16 protein-coding genes and 1 riboswitch are annotated in these 15875 nt (G+C 32.8%); of the genes, 15 read left to right on the top strand and 1 reads right to left on the bottom strand.

Annotated features, from left to right (window positions below; genetic code table 11):
• The first annotated feature begins 6 nt into the window (after positions 1-6).
• The 13 genes from H3N56_RS07065 to H3N56_RS07125 all read left to right on the top strand — a co-directional run bounded on the left by H3N56_RS07065 (position 7) and on the right by H3N56_RS07125 (position 12932).
• Positions 7-780 (top strand): hypothetical protein, encoded by a 774-nt coding sequence (locus tag H3N56_RS07065; RefSeq protein WP_185880519.1) that lies wholly within the window; start codon positions 7-9, stop codon positions 778-780.
• Positions 781-786: 6 nt separating this feature from the next.
• Positions 787-1254, top strand: coding sequence for a YfcE family phosphodiesterase (locus tag H3N56_RS07070; protein WP_185880520.1), 468 nt, complete (start codon positions 787-789; stop codon positions 1252-1254).
• Positions 1244-2260: a phenylalanine--tRNA ligase subunit alpha gene (pheS, locus tag H3N56_RS07075; RefSeq protein ID WP_185880521.1), complete on the top strand. Its 1017-nt coding sequence runs from the start codon at positions 1244-1246 to the stop codon at positions 2258-2260. The genes H3N56_RS07070 and pheS overlap by 11 nt, the downstream gene beginning before the upstream one ends.
• An 18-nt stretch (positions 2261-2278) precedes the next feature.
• On the top strand, positions 2279-4672 hold the full coding sequence (gene pheT, locus H3N56_RS07080) for a phenylalanine--tRNA ligase subunit beta (protein ID WP_185880522.1): 2394 nt from the start codon (positions 2279-2281) through the stop codon (positions 4670-4672).
• Positions 4673-4720: 48 nt separating this feature from the next.
• On the top strand, positions 4721-5929 hold the full coding sequence (locus H3N56_RS07085) for an L-serine ammonia-lyase (protein ID WP_185880523.1): 1209 nt from the start codon (positions 4721-4723) through the stop codon (positions 5927-5929).
• Positions 5930-5990: 61 nt separating this feature from the next.
• The gene (gene pth, locus H3N56_RS07090) at positions 5991-6557 is read left to right on the top strand and encodes an aminoacyl-tRNA hydrolase (protein WP_185880524.1); all 567 of its coding nucleotides are present in this window, start codon (positions 5991-5993) and stop codon (positions 6555-6557) included.
• 110 nt (positions 6558-6667) lie between these two features.
• Positions 6668-7978: an electron transport complex subunit RsxC gene (gene rsxC, locus H3N56_RS07095; protein ID WP_185880525.1), complete on the top strand. Its 1311-nt coding sequence runs from the start codon at positions 6668-6670 to the stop codon at positions 7976-7978.
• A gap of 14 nt (positions 7979-7992) precedes the next feature.
• Positions 7993-8940 carry an RnfABCDGE type electron transport complex subunit D gene (locus tag H3N56_RS07100; RefSeq protein WP_185880526.1) on the top strand — a complete coding sequence of 316 codons (948 nt, stop codon included), beginning with the start codon at positions 7993-7995 and terminating at the stop codon, positions 8938-8940.
• Positions 8927-9463, top strand: coding sequence for an RnfABCDGE type electron transport complex subunit G (locus H3N56_RS07105; RefSeq protein WP_185880527.1), 537 nt, complete (start codon positions 8927-8929; stop codon positions 9461-9463). The genes H3N56_RS07100 and H3N56_RS07105 overlap by 14 nt, the downstream gene beginning before the upstream one ends.
• Positions 9463-10074 carry an RnfABCDGE type electron transport complex subunit E gene (locus H3N56_RS07110; protein WP_185880528.1) on the top strand — a complete coding sequence of 204 codons (612 nt, stop codon included), beginning with the start codon at positions 9463-9465 and terminating at the stop codon, positions 10072-10074. The genes H3N56_RS07105 and H3N56_RS07110 overlap by 1 nt, the downstream gene beginning before the upstream one ends.
• Positions 10075-10089: 15 nt before the next feature.
• On the top strand, positions 10090-10659 hold the full coding sequence (rsxA, locus tag H3N56_RS07115; RefSeq protein WP_185881094.1) for an electron transport complex subunit RsxA: 570 nt from the start codon (positions 10090-10092) through the stop codon (positions 10657-10659).
• Between the two features lie 15 nt (positions 10660-10674).
• Positions 10675-11673: an RnfABCDGE type electron transport complex subunit B gene (locus H3N56_RS07120; RefSeq protein ID WP_185880529.1), complete on the top strand. Its 999-nt coding sequence runs from the start codon at positions 10675-10677 to the stop codon at positions 11671-11673.
• Between the two features lie 245 nt (positions 11674-11918).
• Positions 11919-12932 carry a PTS sugar transporter subunit IIC gene (locus H3N56_RS07125; RefSeq protein WP_185880530.1) on the top strand — a complete coding sequence of 338 codons (1014 nt, stop codon included), beginning with the start codon at positions 11919-11921 and terminating at the stop codon, positions 12930-12932.
• 94 nt (positions 12933-13026) lie between these two features.
• Here H3N56_RS07125 and H3N56_RS07130 read toward each other — a convergent pair whose 3' ends face one another.
• Positions 13027-13935: a sugar phosphate isomerase/epimerase gene (locus H3N56_RS07130; protein WP_185880531.1), complete on the bottom strand. Its 909-nt coding sequence runs from the start codon at positions 13933-13935 to the stop codon at positions 13027-13029.
• Positions 13936-14058: 123 nt separating this feature from the next.
• A riboswitch (cobalamin riboswitch) is annotated at positions 14059-14183 on the top strand.
• Positions 14184-14289: 106 nt separating this feature from the next.
• Between H3N56_RS07130 and H3N56_RS07135 the strand changes: the two genes are divergently transcribed.
• The gene (locus tag H3N56_RS07135; protein ID WP_185880532.1) at positions 14290-14979 is read left to right on the top strand and encodes an energy transducer TonB; all 690 of its coding nucleotides are present in this window, start codon (positions 14290-14292) and stop codon (positions 14977-14979) included.
• A 2-nt stretch (positions 14980-14981) separates the two neighbouring features.
• Positions 14982-15875, top strand: a complete 894-nt coding sequence (locus tag H3N56_RS07140; protein ID WP_185880533.1) for an ABC transporter substrate-binding protein — start codon at positions 14982-14984, stop codon at positions 15873-15875.

Consider the following 15875-nt stretch of genomic DNA (forward strand, 5'->3'; position numbering starts at 1 on the left):
TAGACCATGATGAGAAGAGTTTTGTTGTTATTTACCAGTGAAGGAAATAAAGATAGTTTAATAAAAAGTGCTAAATTTTTAAAAGAAAACTATGGTTATGAAATTAGACCTGTTTATGTGAGAGATGTTCAAAGAGAAGAAATTATTCCAACTTCAGTAGAAGGAATGGTTTTAGATCCGGGTAGCGGAGTTATGCTCACAGAATGGGAAAACCTTGAAAGAGATGAAGTTAAACATATTCAAGAATCACTTTCTCAAAATGGATTGGAAAATACATTAGGAAAAGAGATAGGATTTGTGTCAGATGTAGTAAAAGAACTTTTAAAAGAAGCCGATGTTCTTATATTGAATAAAGGCGATTTCTTTAGTGAAAATTTAATCTCAATACTGAAAAATCAATATAAACCAATTATTATGGTTGGAAAAAATCCTCTTAATTTTAAAACTGTAGCTATAGCAACGGATGATGGTACAAAAATAAATAAAAGTGCTACAAATTTCTGCAATTTATTTGAAAATATTGAAACTTTCACAATGATTTCTTGGAATTATAAAGATGAAGATAATCATCTTATGAGATTTTTAAGAGAAAAAGGGAAAACAATCACTTTTGAAAACTATCAGGGTGATGATGGTAAGGAAAGTTTTTATAATAGACTGAAAAATTTTGATTTAGTTGTTATTGGAAACTTAAGTAGATCGTATCTATTTGAAAAAATTACTAGAAGAAAGGGTATAAATATAATAGAGAATGCAGAAGCTACGCTATTTATTGGGTAGAAAATTATGAAAATATTAGTTATATCAGATTCACATAGTCAATTAGATTATATTTATGATATTATAGTACAAGAGTCTCCAGACAGTGTAATCTGTGCTGGAGACCACAGTACAGATGCAGAGGCTATTGCTTATGCATTTCCTGAAATCCAATTTTATATAGTAAAAGGAAATTGTGATTACTATGATACAAAGCATGATAACGAGATGTTTGTAAAAATAGGAAATAAATTTTTCTTTATAACTCACGGTCATCTTTATGATGCAAAAAAAACATATGCTCTTCTTGAAAAAAAAGGCGAAGAATTAGAGGCAGACATAGTTGTATTTGGACATACCCATATACAATACTTTTCTGAGAGAAAAAATTTAGTTCTTTTTAATCCTGGAGCATTAAAAACAAAAGAATATGGAATAATAAATATATTTCAAGATTCAGTAGAATTTGATCTTAGGAGGATAAATGAAAGATAAGTTAAGCACATTAAAAAACTCTGCTAAAGATATCATCCTTCAAGCAAATACTTTACAAGAAATAGACGATATAAGAGTAAAGTATCTTGGGAAAAAGGGTGAAATTACTGAGATTTCTAAATCTATGAAATCTCTATCACCAGAGGAAAGACCACTATTTGGTTTATTAGTTAATGAAGCTAGAGAGTTTATAACAGAAGTGTTAGAAACTAGATTGGCTGAGGTTAAAGCAGTAGTAAAAGCAGAACAACTATTTACAGAAACGTTAGATATAACTCTACCAGGAAAGAAAGTTGAAATGGGAGGATTACATCCAATCACTGAAACTATGAATTACCTGAAAAATATATTTATCGAGATGGGATTTGACGTTGCTGAAGGACCTGAGATTGAGTATACAAGTAATAACTTCGATGCTCTAAATATTCCAGAATCTCATCCATCAAGAGATTTACAGGATACTTTCTACATGTCAGAAAATGTAGTTTTAAGAACACATACATCTCCAGTTCAAGTTAGATATATGGGTAAAAACAAACCTCCATTTAGAATGGTTTGTCCAGGTAAAGTTTATAGAAATGACTATGATATTTCTCATACTCCAATGTTCCACCAAATGGAAGGATTAATGGTTGGAGAAAATATATCTTTTGCTAATCTTAAAGCTATACTTACTCAATTTGTAACTAGAGTTTTCGGGGAAACAAATGTTAGATTTAGACCTCACTTTTTCCCATTTACTGAGCCAAGTGCAGAGATGGACGTGGAATGTGTAATATGTAAAGGAAAAGGATGCAGACTTTGTAAAGACAGCGGATGGCTAGAAATTATGGGATGCGGAATGGTAGACCCTGAAGTATTGAAGGCTGTTGGATATGATCCAGAAGAAGTAACAGGATTTGCTTTTGGTATGGGAATAGAAAGAATCACTATGCTAAGATATGGAATAGATGATTTAAGAGCTTTCTTTGAGAATGACGTAAGATTTTTAAAGCAATTTAAATAGAGAGTTGGAGGCAAGTTTATGTTAATTTCATTGGATTGGTTAAAACAGTATGTAGATATAAAAGAAGATATAAAACAGCTTGATAACACTCTGACTATGATAGGTCAAGAGGTTGAAGCTATAGAGATTCAAGGGGAACACTTAGATAAAGTTATAGTTGGACAGGTTGTTGAGTACGGAAGACATCCAGAAGCTGAAAAACTTTCTTTACTAAAAGTTGATATTGGTGCTGAGACACCTTTACAAATAGTTTGTGGAGCACCAAACCATAAGCTAGGAGATAAAGTTGTAGTTGCTACAATAGGAGCTGTTTTACCTGGAGATTTCAAAATAAAACGTAGTAAAATCAGAGGTGTAGAATCTGAAGGAATGCTTTGTTCAGAGGTTGAACTTGGACTTGGAGAAGACGGAGACGGAATAATCATTCTTCCTGAAGATGCACCAGTTGGAACAGAATACAGAGAATATGTTGGATTGAGCGATGCTATATTTGAGTTAGAGATAACTCCAAATAGACCAGATTGTTTATCACATATAGGAATAGCTAGAGAAGTTGCAGCTTACTATGGTAGAAAAGTAAAATACCCAGTATATACTTTAAATGAAATAATAGAAAGTGTAAATAATAATCATATCTCTACTAAGATAGAAGATAGAGAGAGATGTAAAAGATTTGCAGGAAGAATAATAAAAAATATCACAGTTGGAGAATCTCCAGAGTGGTTAAAAAAGAGAATCAGATCTATGGGTCTAAAGCCTATCAATAACATAGTAGATGCTACTAACTACATTCTATTTGAATACAATCAACCTCTTCATGCTTATGATTTAGAGAAAATTGAAGGTAAACAATTAAATGTAAGAAAAGCTCAACTAGGTGAAAAAATAGTAACTCTAGACGGTGTAGAAAGAGAATTAAATGATGGAGAACTAGTTATAGCTGACGAAAACAACGTTTTAGGTATAGCTGGAATCATGGGTGGAGAATCTAGTAAAGTTACAGAAGAAACTAAAACTATATTCTTAGAAGTTGCATACTTCACTCCTGCTAACATCAGAAAAACAGTTAAAAAACTTGGATTATCAAGTGATTCTTCTTACAGATTTGAAAGAGGAGTAGATATCGAAAATATTCCAGAAGTATTAGATAGAGCAGCATCTCTAATAGCTGACCTTACTCAAGGAGAAGTTCTTGATGGAATTATAGATAAATATACTGAAAAGTATGAAAAAATAGAGATACCTCTAAATATAAAAAAACTTAGACTATTTATGGGAAAAGAAATAGAGTTCGACGTAGTAGGAAAAATACTAAGTAACTTAGGACTTGAAATTAAAACTTTAGACCAAAATACACTTCTTGTAACTCCACCTTCTTATAGAGGAGATCTTTACAGAACTGAGGATTTATATGAAGAAGTTATAAGAATGTATGGATTTGAAAATATCGAAGATAGAATGCCAGTGGATGAAATAACTCCAGGAGTTAAAGCAGCTGGAATAGCTTTAGTTGATAGAGCTAAGAACATACTATCATCTATCGGATTACAAGAAGTTATCAATTATAGTTTCATATCTAAAGAAGCTATAAAATTACTTGGAGTAACAGAACCAACTATGGTAATTAGTAATCCAATCAGTGAAGATATGTCAGTAATGAGACCAACTCTTATATACAGTTTACTGTCTAATTTAAGAGATAATCTAAATAGAAATCAAAACAACTTAAGATTCTTTGAAGTTTCAAAGACATTTGTACCAGGAGAAGATAATCTTGCAATTGAGGATTATAAAGTTGCAATAGCTTTAGCTGGAAGAGATTCTAAATCACTTTGGGATCCAAAACCAGAAGCTTTAGACTTCTTTAGTCTAAAAGGTTATGTAGAGAAATTCTTAGAGTATATTGGAATTTCTAGATACCAACTGGAAAGAAGTAACAATACTAATTTCCATCCAGGTAGAAGTGCAGATATAAAAATAGGAAAAGTAGTTATTGGTACTTTTGGAGAAGTTCATCCAGATTTAGCTGAAGCTATGGATATAAAAAAGGAAAGAGCTTACATTGCTGAGCTTGACTTAACTAAAATGACACAGTATATGGGGAATACAGTGAAATACGAAAAAATAGTTAAGTATCCTGAAGTTACAAGAGATATAGCTGTTGTATTAGATAGAGATGTTCTTGTTGGAGCTATGATTAATGATATTAAAAAGAGCTCAAACTTTATAGAGAATGTTGAACTATTCGATATCTATCAGGGGGAGAAGATAGAGGATAGCAAGAAGTCAGTAGCTATTAGAGTTGTTCTAAGAAAGAAAGATGGAACGCTTGAAGAAAAAGATATCACAACTACAGTTGAAAAAATACTAGAAATAATTGGAAAAAATTATAAAGGTGAAATTAGACAGTAGTTTGACATAAAAAATAAATTTAATTGAGTAATAGGAGGAATTAATAACATGGATTCATTAAGAGAATTATTTAAAGTAGGAAACGGACCTTCGAGTTCACACACTATGGGACCAGAAAGAGCAGCTAAGAGATTTAAAGCTGAAAACCCAAATGCAGATAAATTTAGAGTAGAACTTTATGGTTCACTTGCACTTACAGGAAAAGGGCATTTAACAGATTATATCGTAATCGAAACTTTAAAGCCTGCTTCAACTGAAATAGTTTGGATGCCTGAATATGTTCATCCTTACCATACAAACGGAATGAAATTTATAGCTTTAGATAAAGATGGAAATGAATTAAACAGCTGGCTTGTATTCTCTGTTGGTGGAGGATCAATAATGGAAGAGGGACAACTTAGACAAGGTGGTTCTAAAGTTTATCCTCTAGGAAAAATGCAAGATGTTATGAACTGGTGTGAAAAGAACAAGAAAGAAATTTGGGAATATGTTATAGATAACGAAGGAGAGTCAATCTGGTTCTTCTTAGACCAAATTAGAACTGCTATGGAAGCTGCTGTTGAGTCAGGACTTTCAAAGACAGGAGTTTTACCAGGAACAATCAAACTTCCAAGAAGAGCACAAAACTTCTACAGAAAAGCTAGAAATGATAAATCAAGAAATGGATTTACAGGTAAAATATTTGCTTATACTCTAGCAGTATCTGAAGAAAATGGAGCTGGAGGAAGAGTTGTTACTTCACCTACTTGTGGAGCAGCAGGAGTTATTCCAGGACTTATGTACGCTTTAAAAGAAGAGTATAACCTTGATAACAAAGAAATACTAAAAGGACTTGCAGTAGCAGGACTTATTGGAAATATAATAAAAGAAAATGCTACAATCTCTGGAGCAGAGGGTGGATGTCAGGCTGAAGTTGGTTCTGCATGTGCAATGGCAGCAGCAATGGCTTGTTTCATACTTGGTGGATCATTAGATCAAATAGAGTACGCAGCAGAAATGGCTCTTGAGCACCACTTAGGATTAACTTGTGATCCAGTTGGAGGATACGTACAAATTCCTTGTATAGAAAGAAACGCAGCTGCAGCAGTAAGAGCTTTAGATGCTGCAAACTACGCTCTATACACAGATGGAAAGCATACTGTATCATTCGACCAAGTTGTAATAACAATGGGAGAAACAGGAAAAGATCTTAAAGAAGAATATAAAGAGACTTCTCTTGGAGGACTTGCAAAATTCAACTTTGGAGCTGAATGCTAATAAAAATAAGAAGGGTAACGAATAGTTGCCCTTTTTTTACGTAAAAAATTAGGAGGATAAAATGAAATTAATAGTTGGGTTAGGAAATCCGGGAAGAGAATATGAAAGAACAAGACATAATGTTGGATTTGAAATAATAGATGATATAGCAAAACAGATTTCTGTTACAGGTTTTAAAGAAAAGTATCAAGGGCTTTTAGCTGAAGGAAATTTAGGTGGGGAGAAAGTTTTACTTTTAAAACCTCAAACTTATATGAATCTAAGTGGAAATTCAGTTGCTCAAGTAGTTAAGTTCTATAAGATAGATCCAGTTACAGAGATGATAGTTATATTTGATGATATGGATCTTCCTCTTGGAAAAATTAGAGTTAAGGAAAAAGGAAGTGCTGGTGGGCATAACGGTATAAAATCTATAATCTCTCATTTAGGACAAGATTTTATGAGAATTAAATGTGGTATCGGAAAAGCTAAGACAAAAGATGAAAATGTAAATTTTGTACTGGGTAGGTTTACAAAAGAGGAGCAAGATTCTGTCAATGAAATGAGTGTTGATGCAATATCTGCTGTCAAAGATATTGTTAAAGATACTCAATTAGATAAAATATTTCAAAAATACAACAAAAAGTAGTTAATAAACATATATAAATTTTAAATAATACTTTAGTAATATTGTTAAATATAATTAAATATGGTATTCTTAAAGTTGTTAAACTATTTTATTAGGGAGGGAGTGTTTGTATGAAATTCTTCGGATTTAAGGGTGGAGTTCATCCCCCTGAAAACAAGATTCAAACAGAAAACAAAACAATAGAAAATCTAAATGCCCCTAAGCTGGTTTACATCTCGCTACTTCAGCATATTGGTTCTACGCTTGAACCTTTAGTAGCTGTTGGTGACAGAGTTTTAAAAGGACAGAAGATAGCAGATATTTCAGCATTTTTATCGTCTCCTGTACATGCCTCTGTAAGTGGAATTGTAAAACAGATAGAGGAATATCCTTTTCCTTTAATGGGAAAAGTAAAAACTATTGTTATAGAAAATGATGGTGCGGACGAATGGGTAGAATTAGAAAAAATTGAGAATTGGGGAGGAGCAACTAAAGAAGAACTTTTATCTCAAATCAGAGAAAAAGGAATAGTTGGTCTTGGAGGAGCTTGTTTTCCAACTCACATAAAATTGAATCCACCAAAGGATGTGACAGTTGATACTCTTTTACTAAACGGTGCAGAGTGTGAACCATACCTAAATTCTGATAACAGAGTTATGTTAGAAGAACCTGAAAAAGTTGTGGAAGGTATAAAGATAATGCAGCATATCTTAGGTGTTAAGAGTGCTATCATTGGAATAGAAGATAACAAGACAGCAGCTATTGCTTCTATGAAGAAAGCTTGCGAAGGTACCGATATAAAAGTTATGTCGTTAAAAACTATGTATCCTCAAGGTGGGGAAAAATCTTTAATTAAAGCTATTTTAAATAGAGAGGTTCCTTGTGGAAAACTTCCATTCTCTGTTGGAGTTATAGTTGATAATACTACTACAGCAGCAGCAATTTATGATGCAGTAGTAAATGGAATTCCTCTTATTGAAAAAGTTGTGACAGTAACAGGAAAAGCTATTAAAGAACCTAAAAACCTAAGAGTAGCAATTGGAACTCAAATTTCAGAACTACTTAATAACTGTGGATATGAAGAGTCTATGGTAGAAAAAATTGTTGTTGGTGGACCTATGATGGGAGCGGCTCAATTTACATTAGATGTACCAGTAATTAAGGGAACATCTGGACTTCTAGCTCTAACTTCAACAGAAACAAATGGATGTAAGCCTAAAGCTTGTATAGGATGTGGAAAGTGTATAGACGCATGTCCAATGGGATTACAACCTATAATGTATGCAAGACTTGGAGAGTTTCAGCAGTGGGAAGAGATGGCAGAATATAATTTAATGGATTGCATCGAATGTGGTTCTTGTTCTTATATATGTCCATCTAATAGACCTTTAACTGAGGCTATTAAAATAGGTAAAGCAAAATTAAGAGCGATGAAGAAGTAACGGGAGGGTAGAAATTGGCAAATATTTTGAAGATGGGACCATCACCCCACATAAGAACAAAAGAAACAGTTGAAGATGTAATGTATGATGTAATTATTGCACTTATTCCAGCAATGATAGCAGCATGGTACTTTTTTGGTGTAAGAGCACTAACGGTTACAGCAGTATCTATTTTAACTTGTATGGTATTTGAGTATATCTGTCAAAAGGTTATGAAAAGAGATATCGATGTTTTTGATGGAAGTGCAATAATTACAGGTATTTTATATGCCTTCGTAATTCCAGCAAACATGTCTTTAACTTATGTAATAATAGGTGCAGCAGTATCAATAGTTTTAGGTAAGATGGTATTTGGAGGACTTGGACATAACATATTCAATCCAGCTCTTGTTGGAAGAGCATTCATTCAAGCTTCATGGCCAGTAGCTATAACAACATTTTTATATGATGATATAGCTGGACCAACTCTTTTAGATGCAATGAAAAGAGGACTTACTTCGGATTTAGCTTTAGTTGAAAAGGGTAACTTATATATGAATACTTTTGTAGGAAGAATGGGAGGTTCTCTTGGAGAAACTTCAGCACTTGCTCTTCTTATAGGTGGAGCATACTTAATTTACAAAAAACAAATAGATTGGAAAGTTCCTGCAATCGTTATAGGAACAGTATTTGTAGCGACTCTAGCTTCAGGAGCAGATCCTGTGTTACATATATTCTCAGGAGGATTATTCTTAGGAGCTTTCTTCATGGCTACTGATATGGTAACGACTCCACAAAATTCTAAAGGAAGAATGGTATTTGCTTTAGGTCTTGGAATCCTTATTTCTCTAATAAGATTAAAAGGTGGATATCCAGAAGGAACAGCATTTGCAATTCTAATAATGAATGGTTTTGTACCAATCATAAATAGATATACTAAACCTAAAGTATTTGGGGAGGTGAAGGCAGATGCAAAGAAATAGATTTATACATTACGCTTTTGTCCTAACTCTAATAGCTTCAATATCTGCTGGAATACTTTCTGTAGTAAATGGATTTACTTCAAAAGTTATAGCTGAGAACTCTAAAAAAGCAGTAAATGCTGCTAGAGTTTTAGTTTTACCAATGGCTAAGCAGTTTGATGAAGGTGCTAAAATTGAAGTTGAAGGTCTTGTTTATATCCCTGGAATGGACGAACTTGGAAAGGTTGTTGGTTACGTTGTAACAGTTTCAGAGCCAGGATATGCAGCGAATATCGATTTTGTTTTAGGAGTTGATAGAAGAGGAAGAGTAACTGGGATGGATATAATCGGATCTCAAGAAACTCCAGGACTAGGTTCTAAAATAATGGATAAAGAGTGGCAAAAAAAGGCAGTTGGAAAAGATGAAAAATATGAATTCAATAAATCTACAGATGGATTCTCTGGAGCAACTATTTCTCCACAAGCAGTTTATAGAGGGATAAATAGAGCGCTTAAGACATTCAAAAGTGGGGTGAGAAAATAATGGCAGATAAATCGAATAAAGAAATACTACTAAATGGTATTATAAAAGAAAATCCAGTATTCGTATTGCTACTTGGTCTTTGTCCTACCCTTGGAGTTACTTCATCTTCAATAAATGGTATGGCAATGGGACTTGCCACTATGGCAGTTATCATTTGTTCAAATGTTTTAATCTCGGCTGTTAAAAAAGTAATCCCAGATAAAGTTAGAATACCAGCTTTTATCATGATAATTGCTTCTTTAGTAACAATAGTTGAGATGGTAATGAAAGCTTACCTACCTGATTTATATAAGGTTTTAGGACTTTTCATCCCTCTAATAGTTGTTAACTGTATAGTTCTTGGAAGAGCAGAAAGTTTTGCTTCTAAAAACACAGTTTTCAAATCTATGCTTGATGGAATAGGGGCAGGTCTTGGATTTACTCTTGCTCTAACTGTACTTGGAACTATAAGAGAGATTTTAGGAAATGGTTCAGCTTTTGGATTTGCAGTTACACCAGCTAGCTTCACTCCAGCACTTATATTTATTTTAGCTCCAGGAGCATTTATAACAATAGGGTGTATTATTGCTACTCAAAATTATATAAAGAGCAGAAAGGGTAGGGTGAGTTAATTGGATTTTGCAAAAATGTTTAGCTTGATAATTACAGCAATATTTATTCAAAACGTAATTTTTGGAAAATTCTTAGGAATTTGTCCATTTATGGGAGTTTCAAAAAAAGTTGACGCTTCGATAGGTATGGGAATGGCAGTTACTTTCGTTATGACTTTAGCATCAGGAGTAACTTGGGTAATTTATAGATATTTATTAGTTCCGTTTGGACTTGAATATTTACAGACTATAGCTTTTATTTTAATAATAGCTTCATTGGTTCAGTTTGTTGAGATGGCAATTCAAAAAACATCACCTAACCTTTATAAGGCCTTAGGAGTTTTTCTACCTCTTATAACTACTAACTGTGCGGTACTGGGGATAGCTATACTAAACATTCAACAGGAATACAATTTTATAGAGTCAGTAATTAACGGATGTGCTGTTGCGGTTGGATTTACTCTAGCTTTAGTTCTTCTTGCGGGAATAAGAGAAAGAATAGAGTATGCAGCGATACCTGGGCCGTTTAAAGGAGTTCCAATTGCATTTATATCTGCAGGACTTCTTGCTATGGCATTTATGGGATTCAGTGGAATGCAAATCTAGATTTTGGAGGTAGGTATGGAAACAATATTTTTACCTGTTCTGATACTAGGAGGAACAGGACTATTTATGGGGTTATTCTTGGCCTATGCTTCTAAGAAGTTTGAGGTTGAGGTAGATCCAAAGGTTGAAGCAGTTGTTGGAGTTCTTCCAGGAATTAACTGTGGAGCTTGTGGATATCCAGGATGTTCGGGGTACGCCGAAGCTATCGCTTTAAACGGAGCAGAAATAACATCTTGCTCTCCAGGTGGAGCAGCAGTTGCAAGTCAAATAAGTGAAATAATGGGAATGACTGTAGATCTTTCAGGACCAAAAATGGTTGCTAAAATTCTTTGCCAAGGAGATAACACAAGAACTAGTAAAACTTACGAGTTTGAAGGGGAACTTAAAACTTGTGCTGCTCTTATGAATTATGCTGGTGGAGATAAATCTTGTAAGTATGGTTGTCTAGGATATGGAGATTGTGTTAAAGTTTGTCCAGCAGATGCAATTGTTATAAATGATAAAGGGATTGCGTCAATTGATGAAAACAAATGTATCTCTTGTAAGAAATGTGTTTCGGCATGTCCTAAATACATTATAGAGATGTTACCACAAAATAAAAAAGTTACTGTAGTTTGCTCATCTCGTGATAAAGGAGCAGTTGCTAGAAAAGTTTGTACAGTTCCATGTATCGGTTGTGGAATTTGTGTAAAAGCTTGTCCAGTTGATGCAATTATAGTTGAAAACAATTTAGCTAGAATAAATCCAGATAAATGTATAGAGTGTGGATTATGTGCTGTAAAATGTCCAACAAAGGCAATCAACAGTGATGTAAAAGAGATTAAAAAAGCGGAGATAATAGAAGAGAAGTGTATAGGTTGTAGTGCTTGTGCAAGAGTTTGTCCAGTTAAATGTATTTCTGGAGAAATAAAGCAGAAGTATAAAGTTGATGAATCAAAATGTATTGGATGTCAACTTTGCTATGATAAATGTAAGTTCTCAGCAATAAAAATTAACGTTCAAGAAATAAAGTAGTGAAAAAAGAGCCTAAGTTTTAGGCTCTTTTTTTATTTCGGTATTATAGTTTTGTAAAGTCTTGTTTAACAAATTAACGTTATGTAATGCTATACTTAAAAAAATGTTCTATTTACAAAAAAAACACAATAAAACGTTACATAAACAAGAAAAAAATATAGACAAAATGTGACGATTGTGTTACAATCTTAACATATGAAAATCAATATTACGTTAAAAAAATAACGAAGAAGGAAAGGTGTCCAATGGAATTAGTAAAAGGAACAATACTGTTACTATTAGTTTTAGCAGGATTTACAGGTTTTAGTTTAAAAGCTCCTAGAGGAATGAAAGCTATGGGTGCTCTTGCAGGAGCAGCAACAGCGAGTTTTCTAGTTGAAGCGTTTCAGTTATATGTAGGAGGAGACTTACTAGGAATAGAGTTTCTTGGAAGAGTAGGAACTTCAGCAGGAGGAATGGGAGGAGTTGCAGCAGCAATCCTTGTACCAATCGCTTTAGGTGTTAGTCCAACATACGCTGTTATGATGGGAGCAGTTATGGGTGGAATGGGAATAATTCCTGGTTTCATAGCTGGTTATGTAATGTCATTCATCATACCTAAAATTGAAGAGAAAGTGCCTGATGGTTTAGATCTTATTGTTATTATATGTTTAGCAGCTCCACTAGGAAGAGGAGTAGCAGAATTTGTTAGTCCAGGAGTTACTTTTGCACTATCAACAATCGGAGATATAATCGTTGCAGCTCAATCTGCTAGTCCATACGTTATGGCATTCATTCTTGGAGGAGTTATTACTGTAGTTGCAACAGCACCAATCAGTTCAATGGCTTTAACAGCAATGCTTGGATTAACTGGATTACCAATGGCTATCGGAGCTTTATCAGTAATGTCATCATCATTCATGAACTACATCTTCTTTGATAGAATGAAGTTCGGAGATAGAAGTACTACAATAGCAGTAGCTATCGAGCCTCTAACTCAAGCAGACGTTATCTCAGCAAATCCAATTCCAGTATTCTCAACTAACTTTATAGGTGGAGGAATCGCAGGAATGATAGTTAACTACTTCGGATTAATAAACAATGCAACAGGAACAGCAACACCAATCGCTGGTTTCGCAGTAATGTTTGGATTTAATCCTGCTAAAGAAGTTTTAATAACTGCTGGATTATGTGTAATCTCTGGATTAACAGTTGGATACCTTGGATCAGTAGTATTCAAGAACTATAAGATTAAAACTGTAGCTGAAATCAGAGGGTAATTTCAAGCTAAATAGGGGATAAAACATATAGAGTAATAGGTGATTTTAGATAGAAAAGGAACTGAATTTTCAGTTCCTTTTTTCTTTTATCCGATTAAAAATATTCGCTTTGTATTTTAACTTTATCTAGCAGGTCTTTAAGAGACTTATGTTCCAGTTCAAATGTGATATATTTATATGGAATTTCTTTTAAAACATCTCTTAATTTTTTAGAAGCAAAAATTGAGTGTGTATCAATATTTTTAATATGATTTGATTCTATATAATACTGATCTTTTCTTTCAGAACTTTCCCATTTCTCTAGAAGTGGAGTAAAATCTTGAGAAAGATAGTCTTTAGAAATAGATGCGTTCAAGTGAATTCCGTAGATATGATTTTTTAAATCTTTCAGTTTTGGAATTTCTTGGAGTATAAAATCTGCAGCTTCATCAAAATTTGAAATATCTTTATTCAAACACATGAAGTGGGAAAAATCAAAAGTGAACCCCTTGTTTTTATAATTTACAGCTTCGAAAAAGTTTTTAGTAGCTTCGTAGTTTCTAAAATTTAGTCCTGGCCAAGGAAGATTTTCAAATAAAAGAGTGGGACCATCACCGATAAAAACTTCATTTATAATTTCTAAAGTTGCATCAAAAACATTCTCATCGCTATATTCAAATTCCATAGTGAAAATATCTTGGGATTTCACATGAGAAACATGAAAAACCATATATTCAACTTCAAATTTTTTAGCTAGTTCAAACTGCTTTTTAAAGCAATCTATCATCTCTTGTTTCTTTGTAAATGAATAACAATTCACAACCTTTTCTTGCCAAAATTCCAACCAAGTTGGAAAATATATCAAATGAACTCCCTTGATTGGAAGAGTCTCATATACCTCAATAGGACAATAATCTCCAATGATTGTCTCGATTCCATCGAGATTTAAATCTCCAAATTTCTCTGTGCACTGAGAAAATTCTGATATAGAATTTTCATTAGGCATATAGCTTATTAATTTCATAATTCCTCCTAAAACAGTTTTTTAACTCCATTAAAAATTCAAAAAAAACAAAAAAAGAACATATATATATTAAAAACAATCTATTTAAATATTGAATGTGACCTATTTTTATAGTATAATATAAAAAAAAAATAAACTAAAGGTTCAATTTTGATTAAAAGGGGAAATAAGTTAAAAACTTATGCGGTCCCGCCACTGTAAGAAGATTTCTTCAAGCCAGATGACCTGCCTTAGTTTCTTGATTTACACCTGCGAGGACGGGAAGTGTGAAAATAAATGCTTATTTTTAGTTGCTTACTTATCCTTAGGATAAGTGGGCATTTTTTTATTTTTAATTAAAGGTGGTAAATAATTATGGGTAAATTTTATATTTTTTCTGTAGCGTTACATTTGGTATTAGGATCTTTTATGTATATAAATTCGAATATTCAAAAACCTACAATTGAGGATATTCCCATCAAAAAAATAAGTGTAAACCTGTCTATGGGGTATAAAGATGGAAACGAAGTGAGTAATATAGTGGAGATAAAAGAGGAAGTAAAAGAAGAGGTTAAGGAAGAAGTAAAAAAAGAAGAAATAAAAATAGAATCTGTTAAAAAGGTTTTAGTTAAAAATATAGAACCCAAGAAGAAAGTGGTTCCTAAAAAAAATATTCCTAAGGGAAATACACAGGAAAAAGTTAAAACATCTAACTATGATGAGTTTAAAGAGAGTGGGAAATTTTTAACAGACTCCGAAGGTAACTTTGTTGCTCTTTCAAATGATGGAATAGAGTTTGAATTTGTAAAAACTGCAACTCCTAGATATCCATCGATAGCAAAAAAAATGAGATATAACGGAGAGGCTGTCGTGAAAACTAAATTTTTAGTTGGAATAGACGGAGAAATAGAAGATGTAGAAATAATTGGTGGAGTAGATAAATTTGGTTTTAAAGAAGAAACATTAAAAGCTTTAGCCCAGTGGAAATTTAAACCTATTGTTTATAGAGGAAAAAATATAAAAGTTTATTTTTACAAAGATTTTAAATTTAACGTAGGAGTATAAAAATGAAAAAATTATTTTTAATCTTGCTGACGATGGGAACACTATTGGGATGTAATGATAAAGCAGATGATAAAAAAAATATTGTATCTAAGTTTCCAGAAAGAATAGTTTCTTTAACTCTAAGTGGAGATGAAATGGTTTTGTCGCTAGCTGATAACAATAAAATTAAGGCTCTTTCTGGAAAGATTGCAGAGGATGGCAGATATTCAAATATAGTTGAAAAAGCAAAACAATATCCAAAAGCTGAAAATAATATGGAATTTGTTTTGAGCATGAAGCCAGATTTTATCTTGGCATCAAGTTGGGTTTCAAAAGATATTATTCAAAGCTATAAAGATTTTGGGATTAATGTTTTTACATATGATATTCCTATTACCATTGAAGAGCAAATGAATAATCTTCAAAAGTTAGGAGAAGTTTTAGGTAGTGAAGAAAAAAGCTTAGAGCTAATCAATAGTCAAAAAGAAAAATTAAAATACTTGGAGCAAAAGCTATCAGCAGTTAAAGATAAGAAAAGAGTTCTGTACTATACAACTGATGGTTTTACGAGTGGAAAAGGAACGACAATCGACGATATTTTAAATAAAGCAAAGACTGTAAATCTTGCATCTGAAATGGGAATAGTTGGATTTAAAAGTCTTTCAAAAGAAACTATTATAGATATAAATCCTGAAGTGATTATAATCTCAGGAACATCTTCTAAAATAGGAAAAGCTGAGATAGAAGAAAGATTTATAAAAGATGTGAGTCTTAGAAATGTAGAGGCAGTAAAGAATCATAGAATTTATATGATTGAAGATAGACACATGACAACGATATCTCAAAGTATGATAAAAGGATTGGAAGATTTAATAGATGTAATTTATCCTGAATTGAAAGTAAAGGACGTGGGTTAG

The sequence above is a fragment of the Cetobacterium sp. 2A genome, from assembly GCF_014250685.1.
Lineage (GTDB): Bacteria > Fusobacteriota > Fusobacteriia > Fusobacteriales > Fusobacteriaceae > Cetobacterium.